The following is a 21,411-nucleotide window of genomic DNA, read 5'->3' as shown; positions in this document are numbered from 1 at the left end:
AAGTTAAGGGGAAATTTTCATGCCTGTGCCGGTTAGTTCCATCCTGTCCGCTTTGTTTCTTTTTTTCGCACTTCTGGCCATGTTGTCCATCGTATATAAAAGCTGGCGAAACGGGATATCGCCGATGCCCGCCTCGGCGGAGGTGCGCAGGGCTGTCGTTGCGGAGCTTAGCCGGCTGACCGGGCCGGCCGGGGGCAGGGGGCCAACGAGCGGCTGGATGCTGACAGGTGGTCGGGAGCAGGCGGCCGCCGAACCGGTTGCGCCGGCTTCCGCTTATTCTATCGTCGAGGCCGGTTCCGGCTGGGGGACGCTCGCTTTGCATCTCGCCCAAAGCCGCCCGGACTGGCGGATCACCGGCATCGAAAATTCCTGGATTCCTTGGGTGGTTTCCCGGCTGGCTTTGCGTTTAAGCGCCTGCAGGAACACCGTTTTTCTTAGGGGAGACCTGTATGAATATCGTTACGAACAAGCCGATGTAGTGGTCTGTTATCTCTATCCCGGCGCCATGAAGCGGCTCGATCCCCTGCTGCGCCGGCAGCTTCATACGGGGGCGAGGGTCGTCAGTATTTGCTTTGCCCTCCCCGGTTGGCAAGCGGAAAAGATCATCACTTGCCGGGACATGTACCGGACTAAAATTTATATTTATAAGATAGAATAAAGCAGGGTATGGTGTTTTCTGCCATGAATGGCTTAATCAGCCGCAAAGACGAATGACGGGAGTTGAACTTGATGAGCGAACGCATGAATGAGCAGGCGAACGTACAGGTGAACGAACAGGAGCTTGTCCAGTACATCGCCGGCCGGACGAAGGCGGACCCGCAGAAGATCCGGCTGGTATTGAAGCATGAAGCCGACTATATCGAACGCGCGCATCAAAATGCCAAGGATGAGGTTGAGATCGACGGGGACGAGCTGGTGGATTATGTGCTCCGCCAACGCGATGTCCAACTGGACGAGCTTACGGTTGAGTCGATTCTCGATTTGGAGATGGATTATTTGACGGAAAAAGGCCTCGCTGGTTATGTCGATTAGCCTCACTGGGGAAGCCGTAGATTTAAAATGAAGGTTTAAACGGCAAAAAGGGTGTTTCAGTCTAGTTCCTGCCGCCGAGCGGCAAGGTGAGGGTGGAGCGCCTTTTTGCTCATTTCATTGGAAAAATCCAATAGATTGACGGCCATCGATCGCAATTTTGGACTCTCATTGGAAATATCCAATAGATCTCGTTCAAATCTCAACTTTTACCTTCTGCAAAATAAATTAATTTATTTTAATCAACCAACTTTAAAAATATTTAAATTAGGAGTACTCTAGTAAATGAAAGTTCCATAATTTTACTAGGAGATGAGTGCAAGTGAAAGCTTTGAGATGGCATGGTGTCAAGGATTTGAGACTGGAAAACATCGAGGAGCCGAAGCCGGCTAAGGGCGAAGTGAAATTAAAGGTGGAATGGTGCGGCATTTGCGGCAGCGATCTGCACGAATATACGGCGGGGCCGATTTTCATCCCGCTTGAAACCCACCCGCTCAGCGGAGACAAGGCTCCAGTCGTGATGGGGCATGAATTTTCCGGACAGGTGGTGGAAGTCGGCGAAGGGGTAACCCGGGTGGCCGTCGGCGACCGTGTCGTCGTGGAACCGATCTATGCCTGCGGAACCTGCGCGGCTTGCAAACAAGGCAAATACAATCTTTGCGATAAAATGGGCTTTTACGGCCTGGCCGGCGGAGGCGGCGGATTTTCCGAATATACGTCCGTCCCGGAAGGAATGCTGCATAAAATCCCGGATTCGGTTTCCTTCGAGCAAGGGGCTCTGGTCGAACCGTCCGCGGTGGCGCTGCATGCGGTGCGCTCCAGCAAATTGAAAGTCGGCGACAAGGCGGCAGTGTTTGGCACAGGGCCTATCGGCCTGCTTGTAATCGAGGCGCTCAAGGCCTCGGGAGCTTCGGAAATCTACGCCGTTGAGCTGTCGGAAGAACGGAAACAGAAAGCCGCGGAACTGGGAGCGATCGTCATCGATCCGAAGGAATACGATGCGGTCGAGGAAATTCACAAGCGCACCCAGGGCGGAGTGGACGTAGCCTATGAGGTTACCGGGGTTCCGCCGGTATTGACACAGGCGATCAACTCCACCAAAATCGGCGGAGAAACGATGATCGTCAGCATTTTCGAGAAAGAAGCTTCGATTCATCCGCAAAACATCGTCCTGAAGGAACGCACCGTGACCGGTATTATCGGCTACCGCGACGTATTTCCGGCGGTGATCAGCCTGATGGCTCAAGGTTACTTCCCGGCGGACAAGCTTGTAACCAAACGCATCAAGCTGGATCAAGCCGTTGACGAAGGTTTTGAAGGGCTGCTCAAAGAGCGGAATCAAGTCAAAATCTTGGTGAAGGCCGAGTAAGAAGGTTTTCCGCGGGCGGGGATTACACCCGGTAAACGGTAATTCCCCGCTCTTGGAACGGTTTTACGTCATATTCGGAGGCTTCGGTTCCGGTAATCAGCGTATGGACGGCGCTGTTCGGGGCGACCGTGTGCAGCGACAGCTTGCCGATTTTGGTATGGTCGGTGACCACGATGATTTCCCCCGCCGCGGCGATCATGCCCTGTTTGGCCGGAACCAGCAATGCCTCGGGATGCATCAGCCCGTGCTGAGGGTGAAGCGCCGGGGTGCCGATAAAAGCTTTTTCCACATGCAGCGACTTCAACACATGATCGGTAAACATGCCGTTCAGCATGTAGCTGGACGGATACAGTTCCCCGCCGGTCAAAATCACCTTAATCCCCGGAGCGTCACGCAGCTCCACGGCTACGTTCATGTCGTTGGTGACCACGGTGATGTCGGAACGCCCGACGAGATGGGTGGCGATGTGCACCGTCGTCGTCCCCGAGTCGATGATGATGTTCTCCCCGTCCTCCACAAGGGAGGCGGCGTGGCGGCCGATGCGCATCTTTTCCTCCAAATGCTGGTTTCTCCGTTCGTGAAAAGCCGGCTCGTCATGCGTCCATTGCTCCATTATGACACCGCCGTGCGTTCTTTTCAGCACGCCCTCCTGCTCGATTTCCGCCAAATCCCGCCGTATCGTCGCCCCGTGCACGCTAAACTCCTGGGCCAGCGCGGCCACGGTGGCCGTCCGGTACTGCCTCACATATTCCACAATGCGTCTTTTTCTTTCGGCTGCCAACAAGGCGTATCTTCCTTCCTGCAGGACAAGTGCGCAAAAATGCGCATTTGCCCATACTGATATAATCGTGGTTTCATATTTGCCCCCATTTTATCAAAGCCATGTTTGGCGGGTGTTAAAACAAAGTAAACATTACGGCAAATTCGTGAAGCTTTGCCTGCTTTTGGGCGCTAATTACCGCTGTGCCAAGCCGCGCGATTCGGCAAGGAAGATGGCGGCGGACAGATTTACATTTCCTTGGATTTGTTCTAATACTCCCGAAATGAACGGCTTTTAAAATCAAATTAAGCTCAAATGAGCAAAACGGATCAAAAATTGCGCATATTGGATTTTTGCGGTAAGGAGGATGGCTCTTGGCATCCATTCAATTTGTGAATGTGACGAAGGCATTTGAGAAAAACGCGGTCATCAGGGACCTCAATCTGACGATCGCGGACGGTACGTTTACCGTGCTGGTCGGCCCGTCCGGCTGCGGCAAAACGACGCTCCTGCGCATGATCGCGGGATTGGGCCCGCAAACATCCGGTCAGGTGCTCATTAACGGAAAGGACGTTTCACGGATTCCGCCGGGGCAACGCGGGGTGGCGATGGTGTTTCAAAATTACGCGATCTATCCCACGATGTCGGTGCGCGAAAATATCGAATTCGGCCTAAAAAACAATAAAGTGCCGAAAGCCGAGCGCGCCCGGCTGGTCGAGAGCATCGGCGCGACGGTGGGCCTGTTGGATTATTTGGACCGCAAGCCGTCCGCGTTGTCCGGCGGGCAGCGCCAGCGCGTCGCATTGGCCCGCGCGATGGTGAAGAAGCCGTCCGTGTTCCTCATGGACGAGCCGCTCTCCAACCTGGACGCCAAGCTGCGCGTGCAGATGCGCATCGAACTGATCGAGCTGCACAAGAAGTTGGGCACCACCTTTGTGTATGTGACGCACGATCAGGTGGAAGCGATGTCGATGGCGGATACGATCGTATACTTGCTTTGGAACGCTCCCTTTGGAACGCTCCCTTTGGAACGCTCCCGTGTCCGCTTGTACTTTTTAGAAGGGATCAAATGCAAAAATGCATTTGATCGTTGGTTATTTTCCCGTTCCGAGGCGCTTCGCCTGCAAAAGTGCAGTTGAGTAGAGTGTATTTGGAAAAATATGGTTGTATGACAGAAAATGAACTGCACTTTTACAGTTCGATAGGCATTTTCGGGAGCCTTCGACATAAATCGCCTGCACTTTTGCATTTCGTCGAGGGCGCACCGTGATGAACGTTTGCGGCTGACGCGTGGCTGGTTCGCAGAAGACGTGTGTCTGATGTGCGACTGATACGTGGCTGAAGTGTGACTGACGTATAGTTGCTTGTGCCGACTTATAACCGACTTGTAGCTGATATGCAGCAAGACGTGCGGCTGACTGTGGCAGGTGTGTTCGGTGACGTTGTGCAGTCTGTTTGTGGTCGATGTGTAGTCTGGTCTTGTGCCGCCGATGTGCTATCCCCCGGGTTTCCCTCTAAACGGCGGACTTCTCCCCGGAAAACCGCCGGATCAACGCCGAGCGGGTCATCACCAGCCGCATCGGCACGAGCTTTTCCGCATGGGGGACGACGCGGCGGCGGTTGCTCGGGTGGAAAACCGCCAGCAGCAGACGCAGGTACGAAGTCGTCAGCGCGCGGAAGGTGCGGTTTTCCATCTGATACGTTTCAAAACCCAACCCGTGCGTGATGCCGCGATGCAGTAAAGTTACGCCCTGCAGCGCCTTGACCTGGCTCAGCTGCGGGTTTTTCTCCATTTCCGCGCAAATCTGCCGCATGGCGCCGCGCGTCAACCGGGCGATCATGAGCGCAACCCGGTTTTCTTCATGGGACTGCAGCAGCGCGAGGATTTTCCGGTTATCCAAATGCAGCTCCCCGATCCAGTCTCCGTCATGAATCCACGTTCCGTCCTCGCATAACATACACTTGCCGTGATACTTCGTGACGAACATTTTGCAGATGCCGTATTCCCCCGCATATTTGGAGCGCAGGCGGCTAAACACCTCGAATACCCGCTCCCAGGCCATCCAACCCCATTGGACGGCTCGCTTGATTACAGAAACCGAACGCATTTCAACTATCTCCTTCCAAAACTAATATTATTAATTCAGGCGGCTCCCGCAAACAAAACGACAAGCAGCGCGGTCAGCGACCCGATCAGACCGCCGGCGAGGCAGTCCGAAGGATAATGAACGCCCAGATATATCCGCGACATGCCAACGACAAACGCAAGCGGCAGCAGGATTTGAGCCAGGCCGGGGGTAGCGAACAGAAACGGAACGGCGGTGGAAAACGCGGCCGTCGTATGCCCGGACGGAAAGGAGTAATCCTTCAGCGGGCGAATCGAGATCCGGGCGCCCTGCAGCGCCGCGTAGGGACGGGTCCGCTGAAACGTCTTTTTGACCAGAACGGCTGCCAGATGGCTCAGCGCCAGAGCGCACAAGCTTTTCCAACCGGCTTTTTGCCAAGGTCCTACCGCAAACAGAATGACTGAAAGGGTGACGGCAATCGTGAACGCCGCGCTGCCCAAATGGGTGATTCCCTTCAAGACCAGGTCGAGCGCGGGATGGCTAAGCTTATGATTGCACCAGAAAAACAGCCGGTTATCGTATTCGCGCAGCCGCTCATAATAGCGATGCATCATGTAAAACACTCCACTCCCCTGAAAAAATAACGGACTATTCGTGGTGTGCCGCTTGGGTATTCCCCGCCCGCGCGGGATTTTTAAACGAGTCCGCTATCGGCAGGAAAGCTCGGCATTAGCACACGATTAAACGGATGATTTAATGCTCTTGCCCGTAACGTTCGAGCATTTGCCCGGCTTGGTGCCGGATCGGCCGGATCCAGTAGAACAGCATGATGCCGAACAACAGCAAAGCGCTGACGCCAACCGTTACCGTCTCCCCGAAGCTTTCGGCCACCCAGCCGCCTAAAATCGGACCGATGATCACCCCGATTCCTTCGATGCCCGACAAGACTCCCCAACCGGTCGCTTTTTGCTCGGTGGGGACGAAGTAGGACATAATGGCGTTCCAGGCGGGAAGCACGGCGGCATAGGCCGCGCCGAAACCCAAGGCCAGCAGCATCGTACTGACCATCTGCCGGGAATAAATGAGCAGCCCCAGGCAGACGGCCAAGGCGCCGAAGCCGGCGACGAGCAGCCATTTATGACCCCATTTGTCGGCCAGGCGGCCCATAGGGATCAAAAGCAGCACCGTCATCAACCCTCCGCCGAGCAGCACGATCGAATACGCCGAGTAATCCAGGGCCAGATATTCGGAAGCAAAGCTCGGCAGGACGGGCACCAGCAGCCCGGCGGCCAGCGTCTGCAAAATCATGCCGGGCACAAGCGGCTTCATTTGCGCCAGCTTGTTCCGCATTTGGCTCATCTGCTGTTTAAAGGGGATGGCTGTGATCATGCCCTTGGACCGGAACACGCTGCCCTTCACGGCCGCCAGCGCCCAGCCTCCTGCCCAAAGCCCGGCCAAAAGCCAGAACGACAAGGAATAGCTGCGGTCGAGCAGAAAATTAACGGCAACCGGCCCGAGGCCAAGCGATATGAGCCAAATCGTGTATATCGCTCCCATTTGCGAGCCCCGGTGGTCCTCCCGGATTTCCGAGAGGCAGAGCAGCCAGATCGGGGAGACGCCTATCCCGAGCAGCCCGGAGCCGACGATGATCGCCCAGGGAGCGCTGATGCCGAAGGATACGAGCAACCCAAGCAGACCGAGCAGCAAAAACGCGTTCAGGATCAATCGTGCCGGAAACCGGTCAAGCACGTATCCGGCGATGACCTTGATCAGGGTGTCGGCCAAATAATGGATCGATATCGCTGCCCCGACCGCCGCCAAGGTGATTTGCCGGTCATTGGCATAGGCGGGCAGGAATGAAATCAGAAAAGCGCTGCGGGCCATTTCGGTCAGGAACAAAATAGCGGAGCAGTGCAGAAAGGAAGGGGGCAGCTTGCTCCAAAAGCCCCTTTGCGCGGAATTTTTCATCGTTTCGAACCCCTATACAATGGAATTGGTTTCGCATGGTTGAACGCCCGGCGGTCAATGGCCGGCTGTCACCGTCAGCCGTTGGCCGTGGCAGGCAGTCCGTGAACCAGCCGCAGCACGTCCTTGACGATCGTGTCGGCGGCATGCCCGGCGGCGAGCGCGTCGCATTGCCGCATCATTTTGTCCCGGGTAGCTTCGGAGTTGAGGATTTCGCTCACCAACGGGAGAAGCTGGCGCACGTTTTTGGCCACGGCCGCGGCGCCTTTCCGTTCCAGGTAACGGGCGTTCTCGCGCTCCTGCCCGGAGAACGGCTTGTAAACGACGATCGGCGTGCGAATTTGGATCGCTTCGGATAAAGTGATGCCGCCGGCCTTTGTAATGATGCAGGAAGCGTCCCGCATCCGGTCGTGAACCGCGTCCACGAACCCGAACACCCGCAGCCGGGAATGCCCGCCGAACCGGCGCTCCAGCTTCCGCCGCAGCTTGTTGTTCCCCCCGCATACGATGTCGATCCGGACATCCGGCAAAGCCAGCAGGCTGGCCGCCAGCCGCTGAATATCCGGCAGAGGCACGAGGGCTCCCATCATGACAAGGATGGAACGGGCAGGCTGCTGCGTGCCCTGCGGCTCCGGAAAGGACGGCTCGTAAAACGGTTCCCGCAGCGGAATGCCGCTGACGGTGATCGTTCCCGGCCGCACTCCCCGGCGGATCATTTCCTGCTTCAAGTCATCGGTGGCCACATAAAACCGGTCCGGACGGTTATGCAGCCAGCGGCTGTGCAGGCTGAAATCGGTAACGACGGTAAATAGCGGGATGTGAATGCCATGTTTTTGCAGTTGATGCGAAATTCCCCCAAACGGGAACGTGCTTACGATGGCGTCCGCCTTTCGCTCCTTCAGGATGGAGATCAACTTCTTCATCCCCAGCACGCCGGCCCATTTGGCCAGGGCGCTGGTCTCCTCGATATTCCGGGTGGCGTAGTACGTCCAGCCGTAATAGTCCAGACCGTAATTGGAGAAAAAAGGGCTGCATATATACAAATAACGGGAAATGGAGTTCATGCCGGGGTGGGCTTCCTGATACAAGTCGAGGATGCTGGCCGATCCGATGCCGAACCGGGTGAAGGCTTGCTGCAGTGTTCGCGCCACTTGAATATGACCGTTCCCGTATCCGGCGGTCAGAATGACGATGCTGATGTCCTGCTTCATGGTTTATACCTGCCTTTTTGCCAAAATCGTTCGCTTTCGTCCGTTCCGTTATTGCGCTTTGGTATCCAGTATAAGGGAAGCGCGGGGGGAACCGAACTGGCCGCGCGTCGTGATTTCAATTCCGACTTAAGTCCAGTAACGATCTGGACTGGCCTGTGAACAGGCCGCCAAATCCCCCCGCGCTGAACCACTTCCACTGTATTGTCCCAGTGTTTTCACGGTTTCAACAGAGCGCCTGATCTTTGTTAACATAGGGGCGGACCTGCGGGATATTGCAGTTTTGAGTCTTTTTGCACTGGCTCACATTGGAATTTATTAGGTATAATGGAAGTCGATTTTTTATCACCCTAGTCATTTGGTTGCAGATGAGGAGAGGTTTTGGAGGTTGCGATGAAGGAGTTTAGGGATCGCCTGGTTCAAATCCAGGAGGATCAGGCCAAAATGCTGAAAGAGTACCAAGCGTTGGTCGCGGAGTATGAATCCTATGATTACATTCGCGAAAACGAAACGCTTCGCCGGCAATACGAGGAGCTCAAGCGGCGGGCCGACGCGCTGGAGGAACGGCTGGGGCGGCTCGATCATGAGAATCGGGAGCTGCGCCAGGCGCTTTCCGGACAGATGCTGGATGAGAAGCTTGGCTTGCTGGCCTTATCGAGAAAGAAGCTGTACACCTATTTTTCGGAGAAGGTGATCGGCCAGGGGAACCGGCTTGAAAGCTTGGAGGCGTCCGCCAAGCAAAGAATCGATCATTTGATCAAGCAGACGGACAGGCAGCTGGATGCCGACCGGGAAGGAATCAAAGCCCGCTTGCAGCAATTTCACGAGGAATTGGAGCAGCGTATGGCGGAGCACCGGAAGCGGCTGCTCGTAGAGGAGCATCGCATCCGTCAGGAGACCTGGGCCGGGTACGAGAAGCTCGCCGCGGAAGGCGTCGATGAGGAAACGGTGCAGCGCCGCCGGAAACAAAACCAGATCGAAATGAAGATCGGATTGAACTGGATCAACAAAATCGGTATTTTGCTGATTATTTTTGGGGTAGGCGCGGCGTTCAAGTATTCTTATACGACCTGGTTCAGCGGATATATGAAGGGGTTGGCCTTTTTCCTGCTGGGGACGCTGATGATCGCGGGCGGGGAATGGCTGTTCCGCAAAGGAAAAAAGATCTTCGCCTTGGGTTTGCTCGGCGGCGGGATTTCAGTGCTGTACGGCTCGGTTTTTTACAGTTACTTTTTATTACATATCATCAGCTTATACGCAGGGTTTGCCATATGCGTCCTGATCACGGCGGGGGCTGTGTTTTTGTCGCTCAGGTACAGGTCGCGGACGATTTGTTCCCTGGGCCTGATCGGCGGTTATCTGCCCTTACTATCATACATAAACGCGTTTGGCCTTGAGGGCGGCGCTGTTTATGCGGCCATGGGGTATTTGCTGCTGCTCAACGGTTTGATTCTGCTCGTCTCGTTCCGGAAGCGGTGGCCGGCCGTCACCTATATCAGCTTCCTGCTTCATACGCCGTCCATGATCGCCCTGGCAGCGCTGGCGGAACAGGCTTGGATCGCGATGCTGTACGCCGTTTGCCTGTTTTTGATGTATTTGGGGATCACGCTCTGGATTCCGTTCAAATCCAAATTGAAGCTAAGCTGGTGGGACTTCTCTTTGCTTGCTTTGAATACCATCGTTAGCTGCGGGACCATGTACGGTCTGATCGCGAAAGCGGAGCTGACCGAATTCAGAGGGCTGCTGGCCCTGCTCTTCTGCCTGGTCTACACGGCGTTGGGACGGTTTGCGCAAAAGAAGCTGGCGCAGGAGAAGGCCGCCCGCATTCTGTTTTATGCCACCGCGCTGACGTTTGCGGTTCTGATGATTCCGTTCCAGCTCGATGTCCGCTGGGTCACCATGGGCTGGCTTCTCGAGGGGATGGCCCTCGCCGTCTTCGCCGGCCGCAGCCGGTTGAAGCCGCTGGAGCGCGCCGGATGGGGCATCGTGCTGCTCTGCGCGGCCGCGTTCTTCTGGATGGATTTTATCCGTTATTTATTTGGCGTCGTCCGTCCGGGCGATTTCAATCTGCAGTACAGCTCCGTTTCTTTGGGGCCGCTGCTGCTACTGCTGTATTACGCGCTGCGTTTCAGAAACCCGGAGGGAAACCGCCGTTACCTTGCTTGGGAGCATTCGTTCATCTCCTGGGTAAAATACGTCTCGCTGAGCAATTTATGGCTGTACCTCGTTTATGAAGCAGGCTTCGTATACGATCGGCTCGTGCCGGCCTCTATGAGCCACGTAGAATTGTACAAGTGGCTGCTGATCGCGGCGGTAACGATGGTGCTGGCCTTTGCATTAACCAAATTCGCCTTGCTTTACGATAAGTTTGTAAAAATTTATACCCTGGTCTTGTATTCGATCAGCTACTTCATTGGTTTCGTCGTTACGATGGCGTTGCCTGCGCTGCAGGAAGAAGCGGCCCGGAACGGGGCGGCGGAGTATGTTGCGCTGATCGTGCTGATCGCCTTTAACATCGTCGTTTTCTTTAGCGGCAAAGACGTGCTGTTTGCGGCGGTCCGCCGCGATTTCCGCAGCACGGAATGGTATCCGGTCATCATGGGGGCGTACCTGTTTGCCGTCCTCACCGCCTTTTTAGCCGTGCAGTTCCGGCTGGGAGACGCCGGTTTATGGTTCAGCCTGGTCTACCTGTTGCTGGCGATCGGTTACATCGTTTACGGCTTCCGCTACAGATACGTGTATATTCGGCGGGTTGGTCTGGGGCTGACACTGCTGTCCACCGGAAAAATGCTGCTGTACGACCTGTCGCTACTGACGACGGGCAGCAAAATCCTCGCTTTTTTCGCGTTTGGCGTGGTGTTGCTTGCTATCTCCTACATTTATCAGCGGGTCACCCTCCGGCTGGAGGGTGTGAAGGAAGAAGGAACTGCGGAGGAAACAGCGGTATCAAATTCGGCGGAGTAATTTGGTATAATGGGTTAAAAATCTGAAGGAGTTTGGCTATGGAATTTACCCCATCGGATAAAGTGCAGCAAATGGCCACCGGTATTTTTACGGAGTTAGCCCGGCGCAAACGGTCCGCTTCCGCCCAGGGAATCGAAGTTATCGACCTGAGCGTGGGCAGTCCCGATCTTCCGCCGCCGCCTCTGGTCGCGGAGCAACTTGCGTCCTCGGCGCAGCATGCGGAAAATTACGGATATGCGCTGGGAGGAACCCGGGAGTTTCATGAAGCGGTCAGTCATTTTTACCGCAGGCGGTATGGAGTGGAGCTTGATCCGGAGGAAGAGGTGCTCCAAACGATGGGCTCGCAGGACGGGCTTGCCCATTTGGCTTTGGCGGTCATCAATCCCGGGGATTACGTGCTGATCCCTGACCCGGGTTATCCGATTTATGAGGCGGGGGTGGTCCTGGCCGGGGGCAAGGTGTACCCGCTGCCGCTGCGCGAGGAAAACGGATACCTCCCGCAGTTGGATCAGGTTCCGGATGAAATTGTGGCGCGGACGAAAATGATGATTCTCAGCTATCCCGGCAACCCGGTGCCGGCTATGGCGGATGCCGCTTTTTTTGAGGAAGCGATCCGGTTTGCGAAGCGGCATAACATACTGATTGTCCACGACTTCGCCTATTCCGAATTGATCTTCGACGGGCGCCCGCGGCTAAGCTTTATGGCGATTCCCGGCGCCCGGGAAGTGGGCATCGAGTTCAACTCGCTGTCCAAAACGTTTAATATGGCCGGCTGCCGGATTGGCTATGCCGTCGGCCATTCCGGGGTTTTGCGGGCGCTGGGCATGCTGAAATCGAACATCGATTACGGCGTGTTCCTTCCGGTTCAGCAGGCGGCCACGGCCGCGTTAATGGCGGATGATCGCTTGCTCGATACGCAGGTGAAGGAGTACGAAGCCCGCAGGGATACGCTGATATCCGGGCTGGCGCGGGTCGGCTGGGAGGTGGCGAAATCCCCGGCAACGATGTTCGTGTGGGCAAAAATCCCCGCAGGCTGGACTTCGCGCGAATTGGCGTTCGCGCTGATCGAGCAGGCGGGCGTGGCGGTGGTGCCGGGCGATGCGTTCGGCCGTCAAGGGGAAGGGTACGTGCGCATCGCGCTCGTGCAGCCTTCCGGCCGGCTTGCCGAGGCCGCCGAGCGGATCGGCCGTTTTTTGCGGCGGGATGATCTTCGCAGTCAAAATCAACCATAGGGCGGAATATCCTCGAACATGTGTTAGAATAGGTGAAGCACAAATTTTTATAAGTTGAATTTGAGAATATGGACAGATTAGGCAAGAGGGGGAAACGATTCTTTAGTTCATTCAGGAGAAATCCGGGAACAACAGCGATCGTAAGAACATTTCACCCGGCTGCCTCATCCGTACATCATTAGTCGACTTATAATAAATCAAAATATAGTGGAAGAGGATATTACGATGAATCAACGACATTCGATATATGGGTTGACCAAAGACCGGCTTGCCGCCTGGCTGCTCGATCATGGACATAAAAAGGGGCGGGCCGAACGGGTCTGGGATTGGCTGTACCGGCAGCGGGCCGCCGATTTTCAGGCGATGGACGACGTGAATGCCGAATGCCGGGTGCTGCTTGCCGAGCATTTTGCGGTAGAAACGCTAGAGGAGCATACCCGGCAGGAATCTGTCGACGGGACGATCAAGTTTTTGTTCCGATTGCAAGACGGCAATCTGATCGAAACGGTGCTGATGCGCCATAAGTTCGGCCTGTCGGTATGCGTGACGACGCAGGTCGGCTGCAATATCGGCTGCAGCTTCTGCGCGAGCGGCCTGCTCAAGAAAAGCCGCGACCTGACGAGCGGGGAAATCGTGGAGCAGGTCATGAAGGTGCAGCTTCACCTGGACCGCAAGGGCCGGGGGGAGAAGGTCACCCATATCGTGGTGATGGGGATCGGCGAGCCGTTCGACAACTACGACAATATGGCCGATTTTCTGCGCGTCATCCAGGATCCGAAAGGGCTGGCTATCGGGCCGCGGCATATCACCGTATCGACGAGCGGGCTGGCTGATAAAATTATCGATTTCGCCGACTCCGACCTGCAGGTCAATCTGGCGGTATCCCTGCACGCCCCGAACAACGAGCTGCGGACCCGGATCATGAAGATCAACCGGGCGATTCCGATCGAGAAGCTGCTGGCGGCGATCGACTATTACTTGGAGAAAACAAACCGGCGGATCACGATCGAGTACATTTTGCTGAAGGACGTAAACGATGGCACAGAGCACGCTTTGGAACTGGCTGAACTGATGGGCGACCGGCTCGTCAACGTCAACCTGATCCCGTACAATCCGGTGGACGAACACGCCCAGTATCAAAGAAGCTCGCAGGAATCGGTGCTGGCTTTTTATGACGTGCTGAAAAAGCAGGGCATCAGCTGCAGCGTCCGGCTGGAGCACGGCACCGACATCGACGCGGCGTGCGGCCAGCTGCGCAGCAAGCAGTTGAAGCGGCCGAGCTGAAGCGGCAGGGGCAGGCGGCCCGGCGCCGGACGAAAATGAAGGACTTGGAGCTCAGCTCCAAGTCCTTTTTTGAGTAGTCGAAGGCAGCACGACGTGTCGAGGGGGCGGCCGCTTAACCGGGCCAATTGCAAAAGTGCAGTTGAAATGATCCGAATTCCGGCTATTAGAGCGATGAGATGCAAAAGTACATTTGAAAATGGCGCTTAGAGACAAATTTGATCAGAATGGCGAAAACGGCCTGCACTTTTGCATTTGACGAGTCACTTTCGGGGCATTACACGAAAACCGCATGCACTTTTACACTTCGCGTGGAATTGGGGAGTAACCGCCGCCTGATGCCGCGAGAAAACTAGTTTTAAAACTGCCGCCAAGCGCGTTCCAGGCCGCCTAATATATATGCGGTCCAGTCTGCCTAGTATACGCGGCCCAGTCTGCGTATGCGGCCGAGTCTGCTTAAGGAGCCTCCCCCGATAAAATAGCGGAACTTTATGGTCTTATTTTCCAGGAGGGAGCCCGTTCATCTCCATTAGCGGAATTTTTTGTTCTTATTTTCCAATGGACGGTACCGAAAGCGGCCATTTCCCTGCGACTGGAGAAAATAGCGGCATAAAATTCCTCTATTACACTCAAAATGGGGGATATCGCCAAAATAGCGACATTTTTTTCCTTTATATCATCTTTTGCAGCGCCCCCGGCCCCTGGGGAGATAAATGCCGTCTAAATATGTCTTGAAATGACCGCTTCCAGTTGGGCGGCCACCGATTGCGATCCACGAAGGAGGTCGTCTCTGGACAGTACTACCCGCACAAACCGCTCATCCAGCTCCAGCGCTTCGGCGAACAAGCCGCTTAAGCCGCGGGCGCGGCGATCGACCTGCAGCACCAGCTCCAGCGCGTCGCCTCTCGGGAAAAACAGGATTTCCAACTCGTCCAGGTATCCGTGGAATCTGCCTCCGGGCGCGTATTCGAACTCCTGTACGAACGGCAGGCCCCTGCCAAGTCTTGGAGCATAATCGTTCGTCACCTCGCGCAGGCGGAACCCGAGCAACTCCACCGCGTCCAGCACGGTTTGCATTTTCTGGTCCGGCACGACGTGGATCAGGTCTTCGTCCTTCGGATCAACCCCCATGTCGATGTCGAGCCCGGTCTCGATCCAGATCGGTACGCTCCGCAGCGTCACCGGCATCTGGTCCGGCAGCCTGAAGCGGAACGGAATTTGCTTCCTTTCGCCGGCTTTCAGCTCGAAGCCCGGGGTAACCAGGTATTTGGCGATCGTGGCGGTGCCCCTTAACTTGCTGTCACCCTGCTCGCGTATGTAATGGGTTTTTAACATCAAATGAATGTTGTCGATGGACTGGTCGGCCTGTCCTCCCTCCAGATAGACGGTTCCGCTGATTTCCCCGCCGAGGGCGACCTCGAACGCATCCAGCTCCGTATTGATCCGCGCCGTCCCGATCCCCACGCTGGCTAACATTTTCTTAAAAAAGGACATGATATCAACCTTCCTTCACCATTTTAATTTGTCTGCAGGATTATGTATGCAGCGGTTACGGAAGTTAATACGCTCTTTTTGCGGCCACGGTTTCATTTCTCCATACGGATTACCCGGTATTCATACGCGGCAACGGCGAGCGCTCCGGCGGCGGCCTTGCGCCCGGTCATGACATCCAGGCCCTCGCGGGGGAGGGTGACGGTTCCTCCCAAGCCGTCCATATTGATAATAACCCAAAGATCGTTGCCGTCATCCCCGGTTCTGGGGACAACAAGCGTGCCGGGGGTGACGTCGCTGCGCAGGGCTACTCCCGCTTCATCGGCATAATGCCCGATCAGCTTTTGCAGCAGCAGATCGCCCGCTTCGCCGCACGGCAGGGAGCCGAGCATGACGATTTTGCCGCGCCCATGGAGACGTTCAGTAGCAAACGCCAAGCCGGGGGTCAAGCCGGCGGCGATGGTGCCGACGACGGCGGTTTCCCGGCCGGCCGGCGCGAAGACGGCGCTCCATAAGGAGAGCGGAGCGGTGACGCCGAAAGCTTCTCCAACCGATCCGGTGCCTTCCATCGGATACGTATACACCGTTTTGACGCCGGCCCAAGCCTCCAGCTCGCTAAGTCCGGCATCCGTCGGAATCGTATGCTCGCCCGTCCGCCCGCCGGTCAGCGGCCCGGCCACCCAGACGCCGCCTTCCGCAACCCACCTAAGCGCCCGCTGCAAAAACTCCGGAGACACGTACGGGAGGAAGGGGGTGAACAGCAGCTTGTACCCCGTCAATTCGCCGCCTTCGGGAACAACATCGCGATATAGGCCCAGCGCTAAAAACCGCTTGTAAAAATCGTTCATCAACCCGCGGTAATTCAGCTTCCGGTGCGGCTCCGTCTGCAGAAATGCCTTGGCGCGGTCGGAATACGTGATCGCCACCTCGGCGCGCGCTGGCCGGCTCGCCAGCAAAACCGGCTCCAGCTCCCGCCGGGCCGCCTCGGCTTCCAGCACGCTGCGGTAGCCGATCGTCGGCTCGCCCCAGGCGCTGACGACGGAGCCGTGCGGCTGCTCGCTGCCCGAGCGCTGCTGCCGCCACAGCCAATAGCAGAACCCGCCTGCGCCCAAGGCATAGGCGGCCACCGCTTCGGCCTTGACGTACCCGTTCGGATGCGGCGTGGCGTAGCTTTCGAGCGACGCGGCGAACGACGGGCTCGTCTCCATCACCCAAAAGGCCTCTCCCGGCTTCAGATTCCGCCACAGATCGCAGTTGAACAAATAGGCGTGGGCGTTCGCTTGGGAAGCGTACGAATCGAAGGCAGCGAAGTCGAGATTCCGGAACAGCCTTTCATTGTCCAGATGAAACGGAATGTTGCTGTTATGGGTGATCGGCGCAGCGGAGTAACGGCGGATGATGGCCGCCTGCTCATCGGCGAACTCGGCGATCTGTTCCATGGTGAACAGCCGGTACATCGTGCGCAGCGACGAGTTGTGCAGAAACGGCGTTGGACCGGGCTGCGGCACCTCCTCAAAACGCCGGTACGTCTGGCTCCAGACGTTGGTGCCCCACGCCTCGTTCAGCGCCTCGATCGCTCCGTAGCGCCGCTCCAGCCAGCGCTGCCACAGCTCTTTGCAGGACGAGCACAGGCAGTCGGCGACATGCGCCTTAAATTCGTTGTCGAGCTGCCAGGCGACCACCCCGGGCAGCCGGCCGACCGCCTGGGCGATCCGTTCGGTAATCAACGCGGCCCGCTCGCGGAAATAAGCGTTGTTCGTGCAGACATGCTGCCTTGCGCCATGGTTCATGACGGTTCCCTGCTCGTTCACGTGCATCCGCTCCGGATGACCGTGGCTCATCCAGATGGGCGGCGTCGGAGTCGGCGTGCACATCACCGTTTCGATGCCGTTCTCATAAAGCAGTCCGATCACCTCCACAAAAAAGCCGATATCGATTCGGCCTTCCTCCGGCTCCAGCACGGACCAGGCGAATTCGCCCATCCGCACGACATTGATGCCCGCCTCCTTCATGGCCGCGATATCCCGCATCAGCACGTCACGGCTCCACAGCTCGGGATACAGGGAAGCCCCGTGATAAAGTTTTCCGTTTGTCATCTAATCCACCTCTCCCCGTCAGTCTGCGCCAGTTGCGGGGGACGGTGCAATAGCAATCTTTTGCCGGGTTCGCACTTTTTTGAAAAAACGGGACCGTCCCCAGGCGGCAGGCGCGTTCAAGAAAGTCCAATTGCCGGAAAGGAAGGGCCGCTTCATAATGAGACTACATCGGTCGCAAACCGGCGGAGCAGCCCGCAGCCAAATGGCGGCGAAGCCGGCTTGACGATTCGGCAGAACGTTTTGGGAGGTGAATGGGGTGAAGCAAACGGCTGCGGCAAGCATCCGAATGAATCAACCGCCTATAAAAAGCAAACGGGAAACGAAATGGAGACGCCTCAGGCGCGACAAGTGGCTGTATCTGCTGCTGACGCCCGGGGTCCTGTATTTTATCATTTTCAAATATGTGCCGATGTGGGGCGTGCTGCTGGCTTTCAAAAACTATCAGCCGTTCCTCGGATTCTGGAAAAGCGAATGGGTCGGGTTCGAGCACTTCAGGGTCTTTTTCCAGAACCCCGACTTTTTTATGCTGCTGCGCAACACGCTGGTGCTGTCGCTTTATAACCTGATTTTTTTCTTCCCGGCGCCGATCATTTTGGCTCTGCTTCTGAATGAAATCCGCCGCTCCTTCTTCAAACGGACGATCCAGACGATGATTTATGTCCCTCATTTTATTTCGATGGTCATCGTGGCCAGTTTGTCTTACGTGTTTTTGACGACCGAAGGCGGCATGGTTAACGAATTTTTGTATGCGTTTACAGGTGAAAAGGTCGATTTCCTGTCCAGCCCGGACTGGTTCCGGCCCCTGATCATTCTGCAGACGATTTGGAAGGAATGCGGCTGGGGGACGATCATCTTCCTCGCGGCGCTGGCCGGGGTGGACGTGGAGCAGTACGAGGCGGCCATCGTCGATGGGGCAAGCCGCTGGCGGCAGTTATGGCACATTACGCTGCCGTCGATCCGCAGCACGATCGTGATCCTGCTTATTTTACGCATGGGGACGATTCTGGACAACGGTTTCGAGCAGATTTATCTGATGATGAATGCGCTGAACCGCGAGGTGGCCGAAGTGTTCGACACGTATGTGTACACGCTGGGGATCACCCAGGGGGCGTTCAGCTACAGTACGGCGGTCGGCTTGTTCAAGTCGGTCATTGGCGTCACCCTCGTGCTAGGCACGAACTGGCTGGCCAAAAAATCCGGGGAATCGGGACTTTATTAAAAAGGAGGCGCGGCTATGGCCAAACAATACAAAAGCACGGGCGAAAAGGTGTTTGACGTGTTCAACTACGTCTTCCTCAGCCTCTTTGGGCTGCTGGCGATTCTCCCGTTCATCTTCGTCATCTCCGGCTCCTTCGCCACCGATGCGGAAATTACGAAACGCGCCGTGTTTCTCATTCCGCGCACGTTTTCATTGGACGCGTACAAGTTTATTTTTTCGACGGACACGATCGTCCGCAGTATCGGGGTGTCCATTTATGTCACCTTGGTCGGTACGATCGTCAATCTGTTCTTTACGGTGACGATGGCTTATCCGATGGCCCGGCGCAACCTGATGGGCCGGAACTTGATTCTGAATCTGGTCATTTTTACGATGCTGTTCGGCGGCGGCATGATCCCCACGTACCTGGTCATCCGCGATCTCCAGTTGCTGGACACGCTGAATTCGCTCATCCTGCCCGGGGCGATCAGCGCTTTTAACCTGATCATCGTCAAAAACTTCTTTCAGGAGCTCCCTCCGGAGCTGGAGGACGCCGCCAAAATCGACGGCTGCAATGAGCTTGGCTTGCTGTGGCGCATCGTGCTCCCCTTGTCCAAGCCGGTGCTGGCGACCTTTACGTTGTTTTACGCCGTCGGGCATTGGAATAACTTTTTTTCGGCGCTGCTGTACATCAACGATCCGGCAAAATGGCCGCTGCAGGTAATGCTGCGCCAGATCGTCATGCTGTCCCAATCGGCGGGGGACATCAATTCCATGGACCCGACTTTCGTGCAGCCGCCGGAGCAGTCGATCAAGATGGCCGTCATTGTCGTCGGCACGATCCCAATCCTGTGCGTGTATCCGTTCCTGCAAAAGCATTTCGCCAAAGGGGTGCTGCTCGGTTCGATCAAAGGCTGACCGGCTGCCGGAATCGCATCAATAGCGCATGATTGAAAAACCCTTGTGTAAATTCATGGACTTTTCCCTGGAAGGTCCGATGATTTTGCAATATAGGCAAATACAAACTCATACCATTAAAAGGAGGTCAAAACGTTTATGACTGTAAAATCGAGTTGGAAGCGCTGGGCCGCTCTGCCGCTGGCGGCGGCGCTGATGTTCGCGGCAGCCGGATGCGGCGGGGGGAACGGCGGAAGCGGGGGACCGGGAGCGTCTCCGGCCGCCACCTCGGACGGGGGAGGGAACGCCTCGTCGGATGGGCCCCTGAAATTGTCGATCATGCTGCCGGTTTTCAAGACCAATTATCCGAAGGACGACGGGCTGGTCGTCGAGGAGATCGAAAAGCGGACCAATACGGAAATTCATTTCGAATGGGTACCGAACGCCTCCTACGCCGACAAGTTCAACATCACCCTTGCTTCCGGCAAACTGCCGACCATCATTTACGTCGGGGACGTCAAGGGCCCGAGCTTCGTGGGCGCAGCCAAGTCCGGGGCGTTTTGGGAAGTAGGCCCATATCTGAAGGACTATAAGAACCTGAGCGGCGCGAACCCGATCATCATGAAAAACTCGTCCATCGAAGGCAAAAACTATGGGCTTTACCGCGGACGGGTGCTCGGGCGCAACGGAATCGCCTTCCGCAAGGATTGGCTCGATAAAGTCGGGCTGCAGACGCCGCAAACGATCGACGATTTTTATAATATGCTGAAGGCGTTTAAGGACCAGGATCCGGACGGAAATGGAAAAGACGACACGTACGGCATGGTTTTGGTCAAATGGACCGGTCAATGGGCCAGCGGTTTCGATACCATCAAACTGTGGTTCGGCGCGCCAAACAAGTGGGGGGTGAAGGACGGCCAGCTCGTCCCCGAGCACGAGTACCCCGAATATCTGGAAGCGCTGAAATTTATGAAAAAGCTGTACGACGAGAAGCTGATCAACTCCGATTTTGCCGTCATGGACAGCGCGAAATGGGTTGACCCGGTGGTCAACAATAAAGCGGGCGTTATCGTGGATGTCGTGGACGTGGGCGCACGGATCGACGACAAAATCCATGCCGCGCTGGCCAAGGAAGGCAAAGACGAGCCGGATCAGCATTATATCGACGTGACGGGCGGCGTCACGGGTACGGACGGCCAGCTCCACACCTTGCCCACCTCCGGTTACTCCGGCATTTTGGCGATTCCGAAATCGTCGGTCAAAACCGAAGCGGAACTGAAGCGGGTGCTCGCTTTTCTCGATCAGCTGAACGAACCGGAGATGCAAACGATGCTTAACTTCGGCCTGGAAGGCGCCCACTATAGCCTGGTGGACGATTATATCGAGCCGATCAAAGATACGGCGAAGCTGGAATCCGAGGTCGAAGGCTTAAACCAAATGCTCGCGTTTATTCCCGAGGACCGTGCCAAAAAGGTTAAGCAAACGCCGCTGCGGGTCAAGCAAGCTGAGGTGCAGAAGGCGAACGAACAGTACATCGTTTCCAACCCGGCGGAGCCGTTTATCTCCACGGTATATTCGCAAAAGGGGCAGCAGCTCGACAACATCATCAACGACGCCCGCATTAAGTTTATCGTTGGCCAAGTCGACGAGGCCGGCTTGAAATCCGCTTTTGAGCTGTGGAAAAAGTCCGGCGGAGACGATCTCGTCAAGGAAATGAACGAGCTTTACAGCAAGGAGAACCCGTAAGCACACCAAGCGTACCAAGCGCACCGTAAAAAGATCATCGGATAAAGGCATGGGATACAGCTGCCCCAAAGGTTCATGACGAGCCATTGCGGGCAGCTTCCTGCACTTA

Annotated in this window: 16 protein-coding genes and 1 pseudogene; 10 read left to right on the top strand and 7 right to left on the bottom strand. The window is 56.2% G+C overall.

Features of this window, described 5'->3' with window-relative positions; translation table 11 throughout:
* The first annotated feature begins 19 nt into the window (after positions 1-19).
* The 3 genes from EHV15_RS06270 (at position 20) to EHV15_RS06260 (ending at position 2,398) form a co-directional block, all read left to right on the top strand.
* The gene (locus EHV15_RS06270; protein WP_128630480.1) at positions 20-658 is read left to right on the top strand and encodes a class I SAM-dependent methyltransferase; all 639 of its coding nucleotides are present in this window, start codon (positions 20-22) and stop codon (positions 656-658) included.
* A gap of 71 nt (positions 659-729) precedes the next feature.
* Positions 730-1,032: a hypothetical protein gene (locus tag EHV15_RS06265; RefSeq protein ID WP_246061351.1), complete on the top strand. Its 303-nt coding sequence runs from the start codon at positions 730-732 to the stop codon at positions 1,030-1,032.
* A gap of 319 nt (positions 1,033-1,351) precedes the next feature.
* Positions 1,352-2,398 carry a 2,3-butanediol dehydrogenase gene (locus EHV15_RS06260; protein WP_128630479.1) on the top strand — a complete coding sequence of 349 codons (1,047 nt, stop codon included), beginning with the start codon at positions 1,352-1,354 and terminating at the stop codon, positions 2,396-2,398.
* 22 nt (positions 2,399-2,420) lie between these two features.
* Here EHV15_RS06260 and EHV15_RS06255 read toward each other — a convergent pair whose 3' ends face one another.
* Positions 2,421-3,182 carry a DeoR/GlpR family DNA-binding transcription regulator gene (locus EHV15_RS06255; protein WP_128630478.1) on the bottom strand — a complete coding sequence of 254 codons (762 nt, stop codon included), beginning with the start codon at positions 3,180-3,182 and terminating at the stop codon, positions 2,421-2,423.
* A 350-nt stretch (positions 3,183-3,532) separates the two neighbouring features.
* Between EHV15_RS06255 and EHV15_RS06250 the strand changes: the two are divergent.
* Positions 3,533-4,153, top strand: a pseudogene (locus EHV15_RS06250) (ABC transporter ATP-binding protein); the annotation flags it as partial.
* Between the two features lie 519 nt (positions 4,154-4,672).
* Here EHV15_RS06250 and EHV15_RS06245 read toward each other — a convergent pair.
* The 4 genes from EHV15_RS06245 to EHV15_RS06230 form a co-directional block, all read right to left on the bottom strand.
* Complete coding sequence (locus EHV15_RS06245) at positions 4,673-5,266, bottom strand: YkoP family protein (protein ID WP_128630477.1); 594 nt, start codon at positions 5,264-5,266, stop codon at positions 4,673-4,675.
* A 35-nt stretch (positions 5,267-5,301) separates the two neighbouring features.
* Positions 5,302-5,838, bottom strand: coding sequence for a phosphatase PAP2 family protein (locus EHV15_RS06240; RefSeq protein WP_128630476.1), 537 nt, complete (start codon positions 5,836-5,838; stop codon positions 5,302-5,304).
* Positions 5,839-5,977: 139 nt separating this feature from the next.
* Positions 5,978-7,192, bottom strand: a complete 1,215-nt coding sequence (locus EHV15_RS06235) for an MFS transporter (protein WP_128630475.1) — start codon at positions 7,190-7,192, stop codon at positions 5,978-5,980.
* Between the two features lie 74 nt (positions 7,193-7,266).
* Complete coding sequence (locus EHV15_RS06230) at positions 7,267-8,400, bottom strand: MGDG synthase family glycosyltransferase (RefSeq protein WP_128630474.1); 1,134 nt, start codon at positions 8,398-8,400, stop codon at positions 7,267-7,269.
* A 390-nt stretch (positions 8,401-8,790) separates the two neighbouring features.
* On the opposite strand from EHV15_RS06230, the gene EHV15_RS06225 reads away from it, so the two are divergent.
* The 3 genes from EHV15_RS06225 to rlmN all read left to right on the top strand — a co-directional run bounded on the left by EHV15_RS06225 (position 8,791) and on the right by rlmN (position 13,877).
* Positions 8,791-11,361, top strand: coding sequence for a DUF2339 domain-containing protein (locus EHV15_RS06225; RefSeq protein ID WP_128630473.1), 2,571 nt, complete (start codon positions 8,791-8,793; stop codon positions 11,359-11,361).
* Between the two features lie 38 nt (positions 11,362-11,399).
* Positions 11,400-12,593 (top strand): LL-diaminopimelate aminotransferase, encoded by a 1,194-nt coding sequence (locus EHV15_RS06220; RefSeq protein ID WP_128630472.1) that lies wholly within the window; start codon positions 11,400-11,402, stop codon positions 12,591-12,593.
* Between the two features lie 225 nt (positions 12,594-12,818).
* Complete coding sequence (rlmN, locus tag EHV15_RS06215; protein ID WP_128630471.1) at positions 12,819-13,877, top strand: dual-specificity RNA methyltransferase RlmN; 1,059 nt, start codon at positions 12,819-12,821, stop codon at positions 13,875-13,877.
* Between the two features lie 717 nt (positions 13,878-14,594).
* On the opposite strand, the gene EHV15_RS06210 is transcribed toward rlmN, so the two are convergent.
* Positions 14,595-15,368 (bottom strand): sporulation protein, encoded by a 774-nt coding sequence (locus tag EHV15_RS06210; protein ID WP_128630470.1) that lies wholly within the window; start codon positions 15,366-15,368, stop codon positions 14,595-14,597.
* A 92-nt stretch (positions 15,369-15,460) separates the two neighbouring features.
* Complete coding sequence (locus EHV15_RS06205) at positions 15,461-17,461, bottom strand: beta-galactosidase (protein WP_128630469.1); 2,001 nt, start codon at positions 17,459-17,461, stop codon at positions 15,461-15,463.
* A gap of 286 nt (positions 17,462-17,747) precedes the next feature.
* On the opposite strand from EHV15_RS06205, the gene EHV15_RS06200 reads away from it, so the two are divergent.
* The 3 genes from EHV15_RS06200 (at position 17,748) to EHV15_RS06190 (ending at position 21,302) form a co-directional block, all read left to right on the top strand.
* Positions 17,748-18,680, top strand: coding sequence for an ABC transporter permease (locus tag EHV15_RS06200; RefSeq protein ID WP_128635213.1), 933 nt, complete (start codon positions 17,748-17,750; stop codon positions 18,678-18,680).
* 15 nt (positions 18,681-18,695) lie between these two features.
* Positions 18,696-19,577, top strand: a complete 882-nt coding sequence (locus tag EHV15_RS06195; protein WP_128630468.1) for a carbohydrate ABC transporter permease — start codon at positions 18,696-18,698, stop codon at positions 19,575-19,577.
* A gap of 138 nt (positions 19,578-19,715) precedes the next feature.
* Entirely contained in the window at positions 19,716-21,302 is a 1,587-nt protein-coding gene (locus EHV15_RS06190; protein ID WP_128630467.1) for an extracellular solute-binding protein, read from the top strand.
* Positions 21,303-21,411: the final 109 nt, after the last annotated feature.

The organism is Paenibacillus oralis (assembly GCF_003863965.1).
GTDB classification, from domain to species: domain Bacteria; phylum Bacillota; class Bacilli; order Paenibacillales; family Paenibacillaceae; genus Fontibacillus; species Fontibacillus oralis.
The sequence above is the reverse complement of the archived record's forward strand: the minus strand, read 5'-3'. Positions and strand labels throughout refer to the sequence as shown.

Bases quoted from the DNA above. Each gene is read 5' to 3' on its own strand.
- EHV15_RS06270 (WP_128630480.1), top strand. From the start codon at position 20: ATGCCTGTGCCGGTTAGTTCCATCCTGTCCGCTTTGTTTCTTTTTTTC.
- EHV15_RS06265 (WP_246061351.1), top strand. From the start codon at position 730: ATGAGCGAACGCATGAATGAGCAGGCGAACGTACAGGTGAACGAACAG.
- EHV15_RS06240 (WP_128630476.1), bottom strand. From the start codon at position 5,838: ATGATGCATCGCTATTATGAGCGGCTGCGCGAATACGATAACCGGCTG.
- EHV15_RS06235 (WP_128630475.1), bottom strand. From the start codon at position 7,192: ATGAAAAATTCCGCGCAAAGGGGCTTTTGGAGCAAGCTGCCCCCTTCC.
- EHV15_RS06220 (WP_128630472.1), top strand. From the start codon at position 11,400: ATGGAATTTACCCCATCGGATAAAGTGCAGCAAATGGCCACCGGTATT.
- rlmN (WP_128630471.1), top strand. From the start codon at position 12,819: ATGAATCAACGACATTCGATATATGGGTTGACCAAAGACCGGCTTGCC.
- EHV15_RS06225 (WP_128630473.1), top strand. From the start codon at position 8,791: ATGAAGGAGTTTAGGGATCGCCTGGTTCAAATCCAGGAGGATCAGGCC.
- EHV15_RS06210 (WP_128630470.1), bottom strand. From the start codon at position 15,368: ATGTCCTTTTTTAAGAAAATGTTAGCCAGCGTGGGGATCGGGACGGCG.
- EHV15_RS06200 (WP_128635213.1), top strand. From the start codon at position 17,748: ATGAATCAACCGCCTATAAAAAGCAAACGGGAAACGAAATGGAGACGC.
- EHV15_RS06205 (WP_128630469.1), bottom strand. From the start codon at position 17,461: ATGACAAACGGAAAACTTTATCACGGGGCTTCCCTGTATCCCGAGCTG.
- EHV15_RS06195 (WP_128630468.1), top strand. From the start codon at position 18,696: ATGGCCAAACAATACAAAAGCACGGGCGAAAAGGTGTTTGACGTGTTC.
- EHV15_RS06245 (WP_128630477.1), bottom strand. From the start codon at position 5,266: ATGCGTTCGGTTTCTGTAATCAAGCGAGCCGTCCAATGGGGTTGGATG.
- EHV15_RS06190 (WP_128630467.1), top strand. From the start codon at position 19,716: ATGACTGTAAAATCGAGTTGGAAGCGCTGGGCCGCTCTGCCGCTGGCG.
- EHV15_RS06230 (WP_128630474.1), bottom strand. From the start codon at position 8,400: ATGAAGCAGGACATCAGCATCGTCATTCTGACCGCCGGATACGGGAAC.